Source organism: Microbacterium sp. JZ101 (assembly GCF_053903175.1).
Map to the genome: position 1 here is coordinate 589,040 of NZ_CP096400.1, position 15,637 is coordinate 604,676.

At 72.0% G+C, this 15,637-nt stretch carries 14 protein-coding genes and 1 tRNA gene; 12 read left to right on the forward strand and 3 right to left on the reverse strand.

Going from position 1 to position 15,637, the window contains the following annotated elements; all coding sequences use genetic code 11:
• The 7 genes from M1D56_RS02670 (at position 1) to M1D56_RS02700 (ending at position 6,637) form a co-directional block, all read left to right on the forward strand.
• On the forward strand, positions 1 to 918 hold the full coding sequence (locus M1D56_RS02670; protein WP_324012557.1) for a carbohydrate ABC transporter permease: 918 nt from the start codon (positions 1 to 3) through the stop codon (positions 916 to 918).
• A 20-nt stretch (positions 919 to 938) separates the two neighbouring features.
• A complete protein-coding gene (locus M1D56_RS02675) occupies positions 939 to 2,273 on the forward strand; it encodes an ABC transporter substrate-binding protein (protein ID WP_456284605.1) in 1,335 nt (444 codons plus the stop codon).
• Positions 2,274 to 2,287: 14 nt separating this feature from the next.
• Complete coding sequence (locus tag M1D56_RS02680; RefSeq protein ID WP_456284606.1) at positions 2,288 to 4,468, forward strand: alpha-galactosidase; 2,181 nt, start codon at positions 2,288 to 2,290, stop codon at positions 4,466 to 4,468.
• 84 nt (positions 4,469 to 4,552) lie between these two features.
• A complete protein-coding gene (locus M1D56_RS02685) occupies positions 4,553 to 4,948 on the forward strand; it encodes a tautomerase family protein (protein WP_324012553.1) in 396 nt (131 codons plus the stop codon).
• A 51-nt stretch (positions 4,949 to 4,999) separates the two neighbouring features.
• Entirely contained in the window at positions 5,000 to 5,569 is a 570-nt protein-coding gene (locus M1D56_RS02690; protein WP_271173185.1) for an asparagine synthase, read from the forward strand.
• Positions 5,570 to 5,655: 86 nt separating this feature from the next.
• A tRNA-Arg gene (locus tag M1D56_RS02695) sits at positions 5,656 to 5,731 on the forward strand.
• Between the two features lie 105 nt (positions 5,732 to 5,836).
• Positions 5,837 to 6,637 carry an NAD-dependent epimerase/dehydratase family protein gene (locus tag M1D56_RS02700; protein WP_456284607.1) on the forward strand — a complete coding sequence of 267 codons (801 nt, stop codon included), beginning with the start codon at positions 5,837 to 5,839 and terminating at the stop codon, positions 6,635 to 6,637.
• On the opposite strand, the gene M1D56_RS02705 is transcribed toward M1D56_RS02700, so the two are convergent.
• Positions 6,600 to 7,262: a TetR family transcriptional regulator gene (locus M1D56_RS02705; protein ID WP_456284608.1), complete on the reverse strand. Its 663-nt coding sequence runs from the start codon at positions 7,260 to 7,262 to the stop codon at positions 6,600 to 6,602. The genes M1D56_RS02700 and M1D56_RS02705 overlap by 38 nt on opposite strands.
• Before the next feature lie 80 nt (positions 7,263 to 7,342).
• Here M1D56_RS02705 and M1D56_RS02710 point away from each other — a divergent pair, with 80 nt between their 5' ends.
• From M1D56_RS02710 to M1D56_RS02730, 5 genes are all read left to right on the forward strand, one after another.
• Entirely contained in the window at positions 7,343 to 8,770 is a 1,428-nt protein-coding gene (locus M1D56_RS02710) for a purine-cytosine permease family protein (RefSeq protein WP_456284609.1), read from the forward strand.
• On the forward strand, positions 8,767 to 9,897 hold the full coding sequence (locus M1D56_RS02715; RefSeq protein ID WP_456284610.1) for a serine hydrolase domain-containing protein: 1,131 nt from the start codon (positions 8,767 to 8,769) through the stop codon (positions 9,895 to 9,897). The genes M1D56_RS02710 and M1D56_RS02715 overlap by 4 nt, the downstream gene beginning before the upstream one ends.
• Positions 9,898 to 10,017: 120 nt before the next feature.
• The gene (locus M1D56_RS02720) at positions 10,018 to 11,064 is read left to right on the forward strand and encodes an ABC transporter substrate-binding protein (protein WP_456284611.1); all 1,047 of its coding nucleotides are present in this window, start codon (positions 10,018 to 10,020) and stop codon (positions 11,062 to 11,064) included.
• Positions 11,061 to 12,137, forward strand: a complete 1,077-nt coding sequence (locus M1D56_RS02725; RefSeq protein WP_456284612.1) for a FecCD family ABC transporter permease — start codon at positions 11,061 to 11,063, stop codon at positions 12,135 to 12,137. Before M1D56_RS02720 ends, M1D56_RS02725 begins: the two co-directional genes overlap by 4 nt.
• Entirely contained in the window at positions 12,134 to 12,916 is a 783-nt protein-coding gene (locus M1D56_RS02730) for an ABC transporter ATP-binding protein (protein ID WP_456284613.1), read from the forward strand. The genes M1D56_RS02725 and M1D56_RS02730 overlap by 4 nt, the downstream gene beginning before the upstream one ends.
• 13 nt (positions 12,917 to 12,929) lie before the next feature.
• Here M1D56_RS02730 and M1D56_RS02735 read toward each other — a convergent pair whose 3' ends face one another.
• A complete protein-coding gene (locus tag M1D56_RS02735; RefSeq protein ID WP_282979040.1) occupies positions 12,930 to 14,399 on the reverse strand; it encodes an alanine/glycine:cation symporter family protein in 1,470 nt (489 codons plus the stop codon).
• A gap of 76 nt (positions 14,400 to 14,475) precedes the next feature.
• Entirely contained in the window at positions 14,476 to 15,597 is a 1,122-nt protein-coding gene (locus M1D56_RS02740) for an acetylesterase (protein WP_456284614.1), read from the reverse strand.
• Positions 15,598 to 15,637: the final 40 nt, after the last annotated feature.

The window sequence follows — 15,637 nt, forward strand, 5'->3', positions numbered from 1 at the left end:
ATGACCACCACCACGACCATCGTGACCCGCGGGCGCGGGGCGCGGAAGCCCGTCAGCTGGGGCCTCGTCCTCGGCTGGATCTGCCTCGGCATCGCCATCGCCGTGAGCATCCTGCCGTTCTACTGGGTGCTGCGCACGTCGCTGTCGATGAACAGCGGCCTCGCGGCCAACTCCGCGAGCATCCTCCCCGTCGACGTCAACCTCGGCGCCTTCGCGCGCGTGTTCGGCATGCAGTCCACCGAGGAGGCGCTCGCGCAGGGCGGCTCGGGTGCCGCGATCAACTTCTGGCAGTACCTGCTGAACTCGGTGCTCTTCTCGACGCTCACCACGGCCGGCGCCGTCTTCTTCAGCTCCATGGCCGCCTACGCGTTCTCCCGGCTGCAGTGGAAGCACCGCGACAAGGTCTTCGGCATCTTCCTCGCCACGGTGCTCGTGCCGCCGATCTTCACGGCGCTGCCCAACTTCCTCCTCGTGAAGAACCTCGGGCTGCTCGGGACGATCTTCGGCCTCATCCTGCCGTACGTGTTCATGACGCCGTTCGCGATCTTCTTCATGCGCCAGTTCTTCCTCAACATGTCGCGCGAGGTCGAGGAGGCCGCCATGCTCGACGGCGCCTCGCAGTGGCGCATCTTCATCCAGATCGTGATGCCCAACGCGGCCGCGCCGCTCGCGACCCTCGCCCTGCTGACGTTCATGGGGCAGTGGAACGAGTACTTCTGGCCGCTGCTCGTGTCCGACGAGAGCACCCGCGTGCTCACGGTGGGTCTGGGCACCTTCAAGTCCCAGTCGCCGCAGGGCGCGCCCGACTGGTCCGGCCTCATGGCCGCGACCCTCGTGTCGGCTGTGCCCGTGCTCATCCTGTTCATCGCCTTCGGGAAGCGGATCGTGAACTCGATCGGCTTCAGCGGGGTGAAGTGATCGTGAAAGGACGCAGGAACATGAAGAAGGTCCTTGCCGCCGCTGCGCTCGCCGCGGTCTCGACGTCGGCCCTCGGCGGATGCGCCGCGATCACCGGCGAGGAGGGGGTCATCGACTACTGGCTGTGGGATGCCAACCAGCTCCCGGGCTACCGCCAGTGCGCTGAGGACTTCAACGAGGCGAATCCCGACCTCACGGTCCGCATCACGCAGCTCGGCTGGGACGACTACTGGAGCAAGGTGACCAACGGCATGGTCGCCGAGAACGCGCCGGATGTGTTCACCAACCACCTCTCGAAGTACCCCGACTACCTCCGGTTCGACCAGCTCGTGCCTCTCGACGACGTCGACCTCGACTTCGGCCAGTACGCCGAGGGCCTCGCCGATCTGTGGGTCGGGCAGGACGGGAGCCGATACGGCGTGCCGAAGGACTGGGACACGATCGCCCTCTTCTACAACCGCGAGATGGTCGAGGAGGCGGGCCTCTCCGACGAGGAGATGGCGGAGCTCACCTGGAACCCCGACGACGGCGGCACGCTCGAGAAGGCGATCGCGCGGCTCACGGTCGACCGCAACGGAGTGCGCGGAGACGAGCCCGGCTTCGACAAGGACCACGTCGAGGTGTACGGCCTGGGCCTCACCGCGTCGGGGGCAGGCATGGGCCAGACCGAGTGGAGCTGGCTCACCGGGACGACCGGCTGGACCCACACGAACGAGAACCCGTGGGGCGACCGCTACAACTACGACGACGAGCGCTTCCAGAGCGCGATCGCGTGGTGGTCTGGCCTCATCGACAAGGGGTACATGCCGCGGCTCGAGACGACGGTCGGCGCCTCCATGCCCGACAACTTCGGAGCCGGCCGTGCGGCGATCAACGCCAACGGATCGTGGATGATCGGCCAGTACGCCGGGTACGACGGGATCGACCTCGGCATCGCCCCCACGCCGATCGGGCCGGAGGGCCACCGGGCATCGATGTTCAACGGCCTCGCCGACTCGATCTGGGTCGGCACGGACGACCTCGAGGGATCGCGCAAGTGGGTCGAGTATCTCGGCTCGCCCGCCTGCCAGGACGTCGTCGGCGCGCAGGGGGTCGTGTTCCCGGCCATCCTCTCGTCGACGGAGAAGGCGGTCGCGGCGTTCGAGGAGCGCGGCATCGACGTCTCGGCGTTCACCGACCACGTCTCGGAGGGCACGACCTTCCTGTTCCCCATCACCTCCGGGGCGGCGCAGGTGGAGGGCATCATGAAGCCCGCCATGGACGCGGTGCTGACCGGGCAGGCGGACGTGTCGTCGCTCACGCAGGCGAACGAGCGCGTCAACGCCCTCTTCGAGGGGGCGGAAGACACCAGATGACGAAAGCGAATCGAATGAACCCCATCCATCTGCGCGCCGACGGCGTCAGCGTGCTGCTCTCCTTCCGCTCGGGCGAGGCCGAGATCGTCCACTGGGGTGCCGACCTCGGCGCACACGTGCCGGATCTCGAGCTGCTCACCGACCCCGTCCCGCATTCGGCGCTCGACGTGCCCGTGATCGCGGGCGTCGTGCCGCAGCCGTCGTCGGGATGGCTCGGACGGCCGGGCCTGCGCGGGAGCCGCATCGACGAGGACGGGCGACCGGGGCGGGACTTCTCGCCGGCTCTGCGCGTCGTCGCGGCGGAGGCGGATGGCGAGACCGCGCGGATCGTGCAGCGAGATGCGAGCGCGGGGCTGGAGGTCGCGACGCGGCTCCGCCTGCACCCGTCCGGGCTGCTCGAGGCGGCGTCCTCGGTGACGAACACGGGCGCGACCCCCTACCAGGTCGACGAGCTCGCCATCCAGCTCCCGGTGCCCGCCGATGCGGGCGAGCTGCTCGACCTCACCGGGCGCTGGTGCCGGGAGAACCACCCGCAGCGGCAGGCCATCCGCCGTGGCACGTGGGTCCGCACGGGGCGGCACGGCCGCACCGGGCACGACTCCTCGCTGCTCGTCGCGGCGGGCACGCCGGGCTTCGGCAACCGCTCGGGCGCCGTGTGGGCAGCGCACTTCGCCTGGTCGGGCGACCACGAGCAGTTCCTCGACGCGCTCGCCGACGGGCGCCAGATGATCGGCGCCGCGGAGCTGCTCGGATCGGGCGAGGTCGTGCTCGCGCCGGGAGAGGCCTACGAGACGCCCGCGCTGTACGCCGCATGGTCGGATCGCGGCCTCGACGGCGTGACGGAGCGGTTCCACCGGTGGTTCCGTGCGCGTCCGCAGCACGTCAAGGTCGACGGCGGTCGCCCCCGGCCGGTCGTGCTCAACACCTGGGAGGCGGTCTACTTCGACCACCGCATCGAGCCGCTCGTCGAGCTCGCCGCGGCGGCCGCCGAGCTCGGCGTCGAGCGCTTCGTGCTCGACGACGGATGGTTCCGCGGGCGCCGCGACGACCGTGCGGGGCTCGGCGACTGGCACGTCGACGAGGGGCTGTGGCCGGATGGCCTCACGCCGCTCATCGAGGCCGTCACGTCGCGGGGCATGGAGTTCGGGCTGTGGGTCGAGCCCGAGATGGTGAACCTCGACTCCGACGTCGCGCGGGAGCACCCCGACTGGATCGCCGGACCCGACGCGCGCTCGCACGACGAGGGCGGGCGCCTGCCCGTCGAATGGCGGCATCAGCAGGTCATCGATCTCGTGAACCCCGACGCGTGGCAGTACGTCTACGACCGCATCGACGCCCTCCTCCGCGAGAACGACATCGCGTACCTCAAGTGGGATCAGAATCGCGACCTGCGCGAGCACGGGCACGATGGGCGCCCGTCCGTGCACGCGCAGACCCTCGCGGTCTACCGCCTGTTCGCGGCGCTCAAGGAGGCCCACCCCCGTGTCGAGATCGAGTCGTGCTCGTCGGGCGGCGCGCGCATCGATCTGGGCGTCCTCGCGCACACCGACCGCGTCTGGGCGTCGGACTGCAACGACGCGCTCGAGCGCCAGACGATCCAGCGGTGGACCCAGGCGGTGCTCCCGCCCGAGCTCGTCGGCGCCCACGTCGGACCCACCCACTCCCACACGACAGGCCGCGTCCACGACATCGGGTTCCGCGTGCTCACGGCCCTCTTCGGGCACTTCGGGATCGAGTGGGACATCCGCGCGGCCTCCGAGCACGAGCGAGCGGTCCTGCGGAAGGGCATCGAGCTGTACAAGCGCTTCCGCGGCCTGATCCACTCGGGGGTCCGCGTCAACGCCGACCTCGTCGAGCCGGCGCTCGCGCTCCACGGCGTCGTCGCGCAGGACCGGGGGGAGGCGCTCTTCACGGCGGTCATGCACCGGACCCCCGTCGCCGAGATGCCCGGCCGGGTGCGACTTCCGGGGCTCGACCCCGACCGGGTCTACCGCGTCGTGCCGCTCCTGCCCGCGGCGGAGGACTTCCCGCGCACGACCGAGGGCGACAGCGCGAGCCCCTTCGTGCAGCACCGGGGCCCGGGATGGTTCGACGAGGGGCTCACGGCGACGGGGCGCTTCCTCGACGCCGTGGGCGTGACGCTGCCGATCCTGCGCCCCGAGCAGGCGCTGCTCCTGCACGCCGCCGCGGAGTGAGGAGGGCGGACGAGGGGTTGTTCGCGCGAAGAGGCGTATGAGAGAATGTCAGGACAAAGTCCTCGACATCTCTCAGGAGTACTCATGCCCCTCGTCCGCATCGACCACAGCGACGCCCGCACGAATCCCGCCGAGATCGCCGGCGCCGTCCACGACGCCATCGTCTCCGTCTACGGGATCCCCGAGCGCGACCGGTTCCAGGTGATCACCTCGCGCCCCGCGTCGACGATCGTCGCGGAGGATGCCGGTCTCGGCTTCGAGCGGACCGACCCCGTCGTCATCCAGATCTTCACGCAGCGGGGTCGCTCCGTCGATCAGAAGCAGCGCCTGTACGCCGCGATCGCCGCAGCGCTCGAGCCGGTCGGCGTCGCGCCGTCCGACGTCTTCATCGGGTACGTCGAGAATGGGCCGGAGGACTGGAGCTTCGGCTTCGGCCGCGCCCAGTACCTCACGGGAGAGCTCGCCGTCCCGCAGGCGTGACCCCGCGCCCGCCGCCCGGTCCTCGCGGCTAATCTGGTACGAGGAGGTGCGGTGGGACGGAACGCCGATGCGATCGCCGAGGGTCTCGCGATCGCGCATGCCGCCGCGCGGCTCGCGGTGAAGAACAGGATCCTCGTGAGCACGATCTCGCTCGACGAGGCGTTCGACGCGTCCCATTTCCTGCCGGTCGCCCGCGAGACGATCGCGGCGCTCGCCGACGAGTCCGAGCAGGCGGCGCAGGAGATCTCTAAGGCGCGGAAGGCCGCGTGGGGGCGGCACTCGCAGTCGCGCGGCACGCATGACTACCGCGACCGCGACGTGCGCAACCTCCGCCGCCGCGCCAAGCAGTACGTCGGTGTGGCGAAGGCTCTCCGCACGGAGCTCGAGGACGAGGCGCAGCTGCTCGCGCTCGTCGAGCAGTCCCGCGAGGCGGCATGGGGCGACATCGCGTCGACGCTCGACAACCGTCTGCGCGTCGAGGCGATGCGCCCCGACGAGGACCCGGACTACGCCTCGATGCGCGAGGCGCGCATGCAGGCGCTGCGCCTCGTCGACCTGCAGAAGCTCGCTGTCGAGACCAAGGAGCGCCGGTCGGAGGGCGCCTCCGCGGCGGTCGACTGACGCGACGCGCCCGGGCGGCGCGCCCCGATTTGTCCGGTGCGGCGAACGCGTTGTATGCTCATACGGTTGCTTCGGCAGCGGTGAATGCGCCCCTAGCTCAATGGATAGAGCATCTGACTACGGATCAGAAGGTTGGGGGTTCGAGTCCCTCGGGGCGCACCACACGAGAACGGCCCCCGCTTCTGCGGGGGCCGTTCTGCGTTCGGGTGGGACGACCGCGCGTCAAGGGGATCGCGGCGCTCGCCGCGCATGCGCTAGGCAGGAGGCATGCGCGAGCGCGAGATCGTCGTGGTGACCGGGGCCTCCGGGCGGATCGGGTCGGCCGTCGTGCCGCTTCTGCGTCGGGAGGGGCGCGAGCTCCGTCTCGTCGACACTGCCGAGCCGTCGGCCGCCGAGCCCGGGGAGTGGCGCGACCTCTCGATCGACGACGCGACCGGGCTGCGGGACGCGCTGTCGGGTGCGCGAGCGGTCATCCACCTCGCCGGCATCGCGTCGGAGGCGCCCTGGGGCGACCTCCTCCGCGTCAACGTCGACGGCACGCGCGTCCTGCTCGAAGCCGCGCGAGACGCAGGCGTCGGCGCCGTGCTCCTCGCGAGCTCCGTGCATGCGGCCGGGTTCCACGTTCCGGATCGAGTCGGCGAGGCGGAGCCCCTCCTGCCGCGACCGGACACCTTCTACGGGGTCACGAAGGCGGCGATGGAGGCGCTCGGGAGCCTCTTCAGCGACCGCTTCGGGATGTCGATCGTCAGCGCGCGCATCTGCACCTTCCTCGAGACGCCCGACCCGGGCAGGGCCGCGGCGTCGTGGCTCTCGCCGGGCGACGCCGCCCGCCTCTTCGAGGCCGCGATCGCCCTCGAGGATGGCCGGCATCACATCGTGTGGGGCGTCTCGCGCAACGCGCCGGGATGGTTCCCGCTCGGGGCGGGCGAGGAGATCGGCTACCGCCCGCAGGATGACGCGATGGCGGAGCTGCACCGGCTCGGCGTGTCGGTTCCCGATCCCGATCCGACCGATCCGATCGGAGGGCCCTTCACGCGCCCCGATCATGCGATCGGGACGCGATGGTGAGGGCCGGGGCCCCGCGCAGGGCGCCCGCGGGCAGTCCGAGGGCCCACTCGGCGACATCCGTCACGTAGTGCTCGAAGGCCTCGTGGGGGAACGCGCCGACGTTGTTCGCGTACGCCCACCGGCCGTCCACCGCGACGAAGATCCGGATGCATGCCGTCAGCGGGTCGACGTCGGGGAGATCGCCCGACGAGACGCCCTCCTCGATGAGCGCGATGAGGCGCGCGCGGTCGAGGGCCTCCTGCTCCTCGAGCGCGGCCTCGAGTGCGCTGTCGAAGCGGGACAGATGGCGCGCGTTGAGCCACAGGCGCGCGACGGCGCGCGCCTGCTCGCTCTCGGTGTAGGCCATCATGTGCGCGAGGCGCTCGAGCGGTCGCCCGTCGACGGGCACGAGGTCCTCGCGCTCGTCTGAGACCGCACGCGCGAAGGCCGCGACGACGAGCTCGTCCGCCGCGGGGAAGTAGTGGGTGATCAGGCCCGGGCGCACGCCGAGGCGCTCCGCGACCGCCCGGAGGGTGATGCGCTCGAGGCCGGCCTCGAGCGCGATCCGCGCCGCCTCGCGGACGATCTCCTCGCGGCGCTCCTCCGGCCGTTTGCGCGTGCGCACCGGCCGCTCGCTTGACACCATGAGCGCCATGCTATTGGATGTGTGACCAATAGGCCATTGGCCACATGGCCAATAGCGCACCTCGACGGAGAGGAACACCCGTGTCCGCACCCCTTCCGGCGACCGCGCCTGAGCCGGTCGACGCGCTCACCACCCCCGAGACGCGGGGGATCGAGCTCATCCGCCCGTCCGAGCGACACGGCCGCGCGCGCGACCTCTTCGCCGTCTGGGCCGCGCCGAACGTCAGCGTCCTGAACTTCACGATCGGCGCGACGATGATCCTGCTCGGTCTCGAGCTGTGGCAGGCCGTCCTCGTGATCGTCGCGGGGAGCCTCCCGTGGATCTTCCCCGGGATCATCGCGATCGCCGGTCCCGCTGCCGGAACGTCCGGGTCGGTCATCACGCGCGCGCTCTACGGGGTCGTGGGCAACAAGGTGGTCGTGGCCTTCACAGGATGGCTCATCTCCGCGGTGTTCCTCGCGCTGAACTGGCTCGCGTCCTCGTTCATGGGCGCCGATCTGCTGCGCGCGTGGGGCGTCGACGATCCCGTGCTCGGCCCGGTGGCCGTCACGCTCGTCGTGTCGGCGATCACGGTGCTCGTCGCGGTGTACGGGCACGGCCTCATCCTGAGGACATACCCGGCGGTGACCGCCGTGCTGCTGGCGATCTTCCTCGTCGTCTCGGGCTTCATCCTGCCCCACGCGGACTGGGGGTACCGGCCTGCCGTGCCCCTCGACGGCGTGCCGCTGTGGGCGTCGATCACGGTCGGCTTCACGATCCTCGCGTCGACGCCCCTGTCGTACGCGAACAGCCCCGACATGGCGCGGTACCTGCCGCGGAGCACCCGGCCGTCGCACATCGTCGCGGCGACCGCGCTCGGCGGCGCGCTGCCCTGCATCCTCTTCACCGTGGTCGGCGCGCTGCTCGCGACCGGCGTGAGCGACGCCGCGATGGCCGCGGGCATCGAGTCGGCGCTCATGGACCTGCTCCCCGCGTGGCTCGGGCCGCTCCTCGTGATCGGCGTCGTCGTCAACACGATCGCCCTCAACGGCATGACCACCTACACCTCGAGCATGGCCCTGCAGGCGGTGGGCGTGCCCATTCGCCGGATCCCGGCCGCGATCATCGTCGGCGCCATCGGCACCGCGCTCACGATCTACCTCGTCATGTCGACGAGCCTGCTCGGCGCCGTCAACCTCATGCTGCAGTTCCTCGTCATCGTCACGGGCCCGGCGATGGCGATCTTCGTCGCCGACATCGTCCTGCGGCGCAACCGCTACGACGGCGCAGACCTCTTCGACGAGGAGCGCGGCGCGCCGTTCTGGTACACGGGCGGATGGAGCGTGCCCGGCCTCACGGCGCTTGCGCTCGGGGGAGGGGCGACGGCCGCCTGCCTCTCGACCGACGTGTGGATGGGCCCGGTCTCGGCGGCGCTCGGCGGGATCGATCTCTCGGTGCCCGCCGGGATGCTCGTCGCCGCGCTCGTCTACGGCGGGCTGTCGCGCGCCGCGCGGGGCGGGCGCGCGTGAGCGGTCGGCCGACGCTCGACAGCTGGCAGGATCCGCCGCATCACCGCTGGGCGTTCACACACCTCGGCGAGCTCATCCCGAGCGCGGAGATCTCCCGGCACCGACCGGTCGAGCGCGCGCCCGACGTGCGCCTCGACGCGCTCATGGCGCGTCTGCCCGACCTCCGGTCGAGGCTCGAGGCGACGTTCACGGATGCCTTCCTCGTCCTCCGCGGCGACGAGGTCGTCGCGGAGTACCGCCGAGCGGGCCTCTCGGCAGACGACAGGCATCTGCTCATGAGCGTCTCGAAATCGCTGTGCGGGATGGTCGTGGGTGCGCTCGCGGATCGCGGCGACGTCGATCCCGTCCGCCCGATCGCCTCGTACCTGCCCGAGCTGACGGGGTCGGCGTACGACGGCGCCTCGGTGCAGGACGTGCTCGACATGCGGGTGCACGTCGAGTACGACGAGGACTACACCGACCCGCGCTCGCAGGTGCAGCGGCACGACCGAGCGGCGGGCTGGCGGCCCCGCCGAGCCGGCGACCCCGCCGACACCCGCGTCTTCCTCGTGGGCCTGCGCGGCAGCGGACGCGCGAGGCGCTTCCAGTACTGCTCGGCGAACACCGACGTGCTGGCATGGCTCGTCGAGCGGGTGTCCGGCCTGCGCTACCCCACTGCGCTCTCCGAGCTGCTGTGGTCGCTGCTCGACGCCGATCAGGACGCCGCGATCACGGTCGACCCCACGGGCTTCGGATTCGCCAACGGCGGCGTCTCGTGCACTGCGCGCGACCTCGCGCGCGTGGGCCGCGTGCTGCTCGACGGCGGTCGTGCACCGCGCGGCCGTGTCGTGTCGGAGGAGTGGGTGAGGCGCGTCCTCGCGGGCGGCGACCCGCAGGCGATGGCCGGGGAGGGGTTCGCGCGGATGTTCTCCGGCGGCTCGTACACCTGGCAGTGGTGGTGCACGGGGAACGCGCGCGGGAACGTCAGCGGCATCGGCATCCACGGGCAGAGCCTCTGGCTCGATCCGACGACGGACTCGGTGATCGTGAAGCTCTCGTCGTGGCCCGAGCCCGACAGCGCGGCGCGACATGAGGAGCAGAGCCGGCTCCTCGTCGACGTGAGCGCGGCCCTCGACGATCTCGCGTGACAGCGCGCTCGGGTTCTCCTCAGGGATGTCTCTCAGGTCAGGCTATCCTTACCTGGGCGCTCGGCGCCTGAGGACCCTTCCCCGTGACCACGGGGGCCTCGAAGCAGGAGGAGACCCCTCATGGTCGTCACCCGTCCGCGCGCGCTCGCCGGCGCGCTCCTCGTGTCCGCGCTCGCGCTCGCCGGATGCGGCGCGTCGGAGGCCGTCGAGCCCGAGGAGACGGCTGCGGCCGGCGAGGGCCGCACCGCCTACCCGCTCGTCATCGAGAACTGCGGCCACGAGGTCCAGATCGACGCGCCCCCGCAGCGCGTCGTGTCGCTCGACCAGAACTCGACCGAGATCCTCCTCTCGCTCGGCCTCGAGGACCGCATGGTCGGCACGGCGTCGTGGACGGATCCGGTCCTGGAGTCGCTCGCCGCCGCGAACGAGACCGTGCCGCGGCTCGCCGACAACGCGCCCACCTACGAGGTGCTCCTGGGCGCCGACCCCGACTTCGTGACCGCGTCGTTCGGACGCCACTACACCGAGGGCGGCGTCGTGACCCGCGACCGCCTCGACGAGACCGGCGTCGCGTCGTACCTGTCGCCCACCGACTGCGATGAGGGCGAGAGCGTGAACGGCGGGGGAGCGCGCACGCAGCCCCTCACGGTCGACGCGCTGTACCAGGAGATCCGCGAGCTCGCCGAGATCTTCGACGTCGCCGAGCGCGGGGAGGCGCTCGTGGCCGATCTGCAGGAGCGGGCTGCGGCCGCGGTCGAGGGCGTCGACTTCGGGGGCCAGACCGTCGTGTTCTGGTTCGCCGACACGAAGACGCCCTACATCGCGGGCGGGCTCGGCTCCGCGTCGATGCTGGCCGACCTCACCGGCATGGAGAACGCGTTCGCCGACGAGGTCGACGACTGGCCGGCGGTCGGCTGGGAGTCGGTCGTCGACGCCGACCCCGACCTGTTCGTGCTCGGCGACCTGCAGCGCGACCGCTTCCCGGGCGACCGCCTGGACGACAAGGTCGCCTTCCTCACGGGAGACCCCCTCACGCAGACGCTCGGCGCCGTCCAGGACGAGCGGTTCATCGCGCTGCACGGCGCGGAGATGAACCCTTCCATCCGCTTCGTCGACGGGCTCGAGAAGATCCGGGCGTGGTGGGCCGCGAACCAGGACGCCCGATGACGGCGGCCGCGACGGCCGACGCGCCGACCGTCGTGCGCCCCGCGCGCGGGACCTGGTCGCGCGGGCTCGTCGTCGCGGCTCTCGCGCTCGCGGGGCTCGGGCTCGTCGTGCTCTCGGTGGGCGTCGCGGTGACGCTCGGCCCCGCCGACGTCTCGCTCGTGAACGTGCGCGACATCATCCTCAACCATCTCGGTCTCGCCGAGATCCCCGTGCGCGCGTCGGAGGACGCCATCGTGTGGGAGGAGCGCCTGCCGCGCGCCCTCGTCGCGGCCGCGTGCGGCGTGGGGCTCGGGCTGAGCGGCGCGATCCTCCAGTCCCTCCTGCGCAATCCGCTGGCCGACCCGTTCGTGCTCGGCGTCTCGTCGGGGGCGTCGACGGGGGCGGTCGCGGTCGGCGTGCTCGGCGTCGGCGGCGGGGCCCTCGGCCTGTCGGGCGGTGCGTTCGCGGGCGCGCTCCTCGCCTTCGGCCTCGTGCTGCTCCTCGCGCGCTTCTCGAGCGGCGGCACCTCGGGCGTGATCCTCGCGGGCGTCGCGAGCACCCAGCTCTTCTCGGCGCTCACCTCCCTCATCGTCTTCGCGTTCGCGGACTCCGATGAGACGCGCGGGGTCATGTTCTGGCTCCTCGGGTCGCTCGAGGGCATGCGCTGGGACGACGTCGCCCTGTGCGCCGCGGCGGTGCTCGTCGGGCTCGTCATCTGCCTCGGCTCGGCGCGCGCCCTCGATGCGTTCGCGTTCGGCGAGGATGTCGCCGCCTCGCTCGGCGTGCACGTCGCCCGCACGCGGGGGCTGCTGCTGGTCATGACCGCGCTGCTCACCGCGACCCTCGTGAGCGTCGCGGGTGCGATCGGATTCGTGGGCCTCGTGCTGCCGCACGCGGCGCGCCTGCTGTTCGGGCAGCGGCATTCGCGCGTGATCCCGGCCACGGCCATCCTCGGGGCGGTCTTCATGGTGTGGGTCGACGCCGGCTCGCGCGTCGCGTTCGCGCCGACCCCGCTGCCGGTGGGCGTCGGCACGGCGATCGTGGGCGTCCCGGTGTTCGTGCTCCTGCTGCTGCGACGGAGGGGGCGCGCATGACGCTCGAGGCGGAGCGGGTCTCCTGGCGGCGCGGCGGCGCCCTCGTCGTCGACGGCGTCAGCCTGCGGCCAGAGCCCGGTCAGACGATCGGCCTGCTCGGCCCGAACGGCTCGGGCAAGTCGTCGCTCCTGCGTCTGCTGCAGGGGCTCGCCCGACCCGACGCGGGGCGCGTCACCCTCGACGGCGCCGACCTCTCGCAGCTGCGGCGCCGGGAGGTGGCCCGCGCGATCGCGACCGTGACGCAGCACGCCGAGACCGATGCCGACATCGTCGTGCGCGATGTCGTGCGGCTCGGCCGCACGCCGCACCGCCCGCTGCTCGGCGGTGAGACGGCGCACGACGAGCGGGCGATCGCCGACGCGCTCGAGCGGGTGGGCCTCGCCGACAAGGCCGATCGGCTGTGGCACGCGCTCTCGGGCGGCGAGCGTCAGCGTGCGCACATCGCGCGGGCGCTCGCCCAGGAGCCCCGCGAGCTGCTGCTCGACGAGCCGACGAACCACCTCGACATCCGCCACCAGCTCGAGCTGCTCGCGCTCGTCGCGGCGCTCCCGGTCACCGCGATCGTCGCGCTGCACGACCTCAACCTCGCCGCGATGTTCTGCGACGCCGTGCTCGTGCTGCGCGAGGGGCGCGTCGTGGCGGCGGGCGGTCCTGCCGAGGTGCTCACGCCCGAGCTCATCGCCGACGTCTACGGCGTGCGCGCCGACGTGTCGCGCGACCCGGAGACGGGCCGCGCGACGGTGCTGTTCCGGCCGGGAGCGCCCGCGCCGGTCGGCTGAGCGCTCCCGCTCGTCAGCGCGTCTCGCGGACCGCCTCGGCGGCGCGCCACTCCTCCCAGCCGGCGTCGCCGGCCATGAAGCGCTCGATCTCGTCCTGGGAGGCCTCGAGCTTCGGGTCGTGCTTCAGGTACGCGCGCGTCTCGCGGGCGACGAGACCCGAGAGCACGAGCAGGCCGATGAGGTTCGGCAGCGCCATGAGGCCGTTCATCACGTCGGAGAACGACCAGACGACGCTGAGCTCGGTCGTGCAGCCGACGAAGACGATGAGCGAGAAGACGACGCGGAACGGCAGCACGGCACGTCGGCCGAGCAGCTTCTCGATGCAGCGCTCGCCGTAGTACGACCAGCCGAGCACCGTCGAGAACGCGAACATGACGAGCGCGAGCGTGACGACCCAGTGCCCCCACTCGCCGGGCAGGCCGTGGGTGAACGCCTCGCCGGTCATGACCGACGGATCGATCTGGGCGCCCGCCTCGTCCGTGAACGTGTAGGCGCCGGTCGTGACGATCACGAGGCCCGTCATCGACACGACGATGATCGTGTCGATGAACGTCTGCGTCATCGACACGAGGCCCTGGCGCACCGGGTGGCTCGTCTGCGCGGCCGCCGCGGCGATCGCCGCCGACCCCATGCCGGACTCGTTCGAGAAGATGCCGCGCGCGACGCCGAACTGGATGGCGATGATGAGCACCGACCCCGCGAAGCCGCCCGCCGCCGCGCTGCCCGTGAAGGCGTCGCGGAAGATCGTCGCGAAGGCGGCGGGCACCTCGCCGATGTTGGCGATGAGGATGTAGATCGCGCCGAGCACGTAGAACACGATCATGATCGGCACGAAGCCCGCGGTCACGCGGCCGATCGACTTGATGCCGCCCACGAGCACTGCGAGCGCGATGATCGTCAGCACGACGCCGGTGACCCAGGTCGGGATCGAGAAGCTGCTCTCGAGGTTCGCCGCGACCGAGTTGCCCTGCGTCATGTTGCCGATGCCGAAGCTCGCGAAGATCGCGAAGATCGTGAACGCCAGTGCGAGCACCTTGCCGACCGGCCCGCGGATTCCCCGCTCGAGATACTGCTGCGGGCCGCCGTTGCGCTCGCCGGCCGCATCCGTCGTTCGGAAGCGCACGCCGAGGAACGCCTCGGTGTACTTCGACGCCATGCCCAGCAGGCCCGTGATCCACATCCAGAACAGGGCGCCGGGGCCGCCGATCGCGATGGCCGTCGCGACGCCGACGATGTTGCCCGTGCCGACCGTGGCGGCGAGCGCGGTCGTGAGCGCCTGGAACTGCGAGATGTCGCCTTCCGCGCCGGCGTCCTTGCGGCGCCAGAGGCCGAGGCGGAGGGCGGGGCCCAGGCGGAGGAACTGGATGCCGCCGAGCCGGATGGTGAGGTAGAGCCCGGTCCCGAGGAGGAGCGGGATGAGCAGCCACGGGCCCCAGATGATGGCGCCGAGCTGATCGAGGAACGCCTGGATCGTGTCGAGCATTCGTGTGCCTTCCTGCCATGCGCGCCTCGTCGCGCGCTCTCCGTCGGAGGCGCGGGTGGCGCTCCTCCGCGTGATTCTAGGAGGAGAGCGCTCCCGTCCAGGCGAGGAACGCCTGCTGCGTGTCGGCGCCGAAGGAGTGCGGGCGATCGGCCCACGCCGTGTGCAGAGCGTGCTCGGCGCCCGCTCGACGGTAGTGCGCGCGCAGACGCGCCTCGGCGTCGAGCATGCCGCGCAGGGGGAAGAGCGCGTCGTGGCGGGCGAAGCCGACGAACAGCGGACGCGGTGCGCGTGCGGCCGCGATGTCGGGCCATTCCCCGACCCGGGCCATCCCCGGGTTCATGAGCATCCACGTGTGGCGCTGGATGTACCCGTCGAGCATCGCATCGAAGGTCGCCATCATCGCGACGACCGCCGTCGCGCGCACGACCCGTTCGTCGAGCGCGCCGGCCAGGGCCGCGCGGGCGCCGCCGCCCGACAGTCCCACGAGGACGACGCCGCCGGGGCGCACGTCCGCCCTGGCCGCGAGCACGCGCGCGGCGATGAGGTCGTCGCGCGCGACGAGGCCGCCCCACGACGTCCCGAGGACGCCCAGCGTCTTGGCGACGGCGTCCTCGTTCGGGCCGGCGTGCAGGTCGTAGCGCGCGGCATCGTCGAGCGCGCCGCCCCGCGCGGCGATCGCGTCGGCGGCCGCCCGCAGGGTGCGCTCGGGCATGTCCTCCCGGCGCATCCGGCGGCTGCCCCAGCCGAAAGCGTCGTGCGCGAGCACGGCGAAGCCCGCGCGGGCGAACGCGTTGGCCACGGCGACGCCGTCGTACGCGTCGGCGCGGAACGCCGCCACCCGCGGCTCGTCCGCGGGGCCGTCGGCGATCTTCTCCTTCCCGTGGAACTTCATCCCGCCGTGGCAGTGCAGCGCCACGATGCCCGGGAGCGGCGCGCGCTCGCCGGCCGGGCGCAGGAGCCAGGCGCGGGTGTCGGGTCCGAACCCCGTGCTCCAGCGCAGGGCCAGGCCGTCGACGCCGTCGCGCGTCCAGGCGCCCTCCTCGACGACGGGGGTCGTGTCGGGCACAGGCGGCACGCCGAGCGCCACCGCGAGGCGGGCGGGGACAGCGCCGAGATCCACCTCCTCGGGCCGCGCGGTGAAGGGCCGGCCGAGGAGCGCATCGAGCCCCTCGAGCCCCCGGAGATCGCGGCGGGTCATGTTCGTCCTTCCCCTGGCGTCGTGCAGCACCCTACGATGG

What these genes read in the sequence shown, in the direction of transcription:
- M1D56_RS02670 (WP_324012557.1), top strand. Translation starts at nt 1, where the DNA reads ATGACCACCACCACGACCATCGTGACCCGCGGGCGCGGGGCGCGGAAG.
- M1D56_RS02675 (WP_456284605.1), top strand. Translation starts at nt 939, where the DNA reads ATGAAGAAGGTCCTTGCCGCCGCTGCGCTCGCCGCGGTCTCGACGTCG.
- M1D56_RS02680 (WP_456284606.1), top strand. Translation starts at nt 2,288, where the DNA reads ATGAACCCCATCCATCTGCGCGCCGACGGCGTCAGCGTGCTGCTCTCC.
- M1D56_RS02685 (WP_324012553.1), top strand. Translation starts at nt 4,553, where the DNA reads ATGCCCCTCGTCCGCATCGACCACAGCGACGCCCGCACGAATCCCGCC.
- M1D56_RS02700 (WP_456284607.1), top strand. Translation starts at nt 5,837, where the DNA reads ATGCGCGAGCGCGAGATCGTCGTGGTGACCGGGGCCTCCGGGCGGATC.
- M1D56_RS02705 (WP_456284608.1), bottom strand. Translation starts at nt 7,262, where the DNA reads ATGGTGTCAAGCGAGCGGCCGGTGCGCACGCGCAAACGGCCGGAGGAG.
- M1D56_RS02720 (WP_456284611.1), top strand. Translation starts at nt 10,018, where the DNA reads ATGGTCGTCACCCGTCCGCGCGCGCTCGCCGGCGCGCTCCTCGTGTCC.
- M1D56_RS02725 (WP_456284612.1), top strand. Translation starts at nt 11,061, where the DNA reads ATGACGGCGGCCGCGACGGCCGACGCGCCGACCGTCGTGCGCCCCGCG.
- M1D56_RS02730 (WP_456284613.1), top strand. Translation starts at nt 12,134, where the DNA reads ATGACGCTCGAGGCGGAGCGGGTCTCCTGGCGGCGCGGCGGCGCCCTC.
- M1D56_RS02735 (WP_282979040.1), bottom strand. Translation starts at nt 14,399, where the DNA reads ATGCTCGACACGATCCAGGCGTTCCTCGATCAGCTCGGCGCCATCATC.
- M1D56_RS02740 (WP_456284614.1), bottom strand. Translation starts at nt 15,597, where the DNA reads ATGACCCGCCGCGATCTCCGGGGGCTCGAGGGGCTCGATGCGCTCCTC.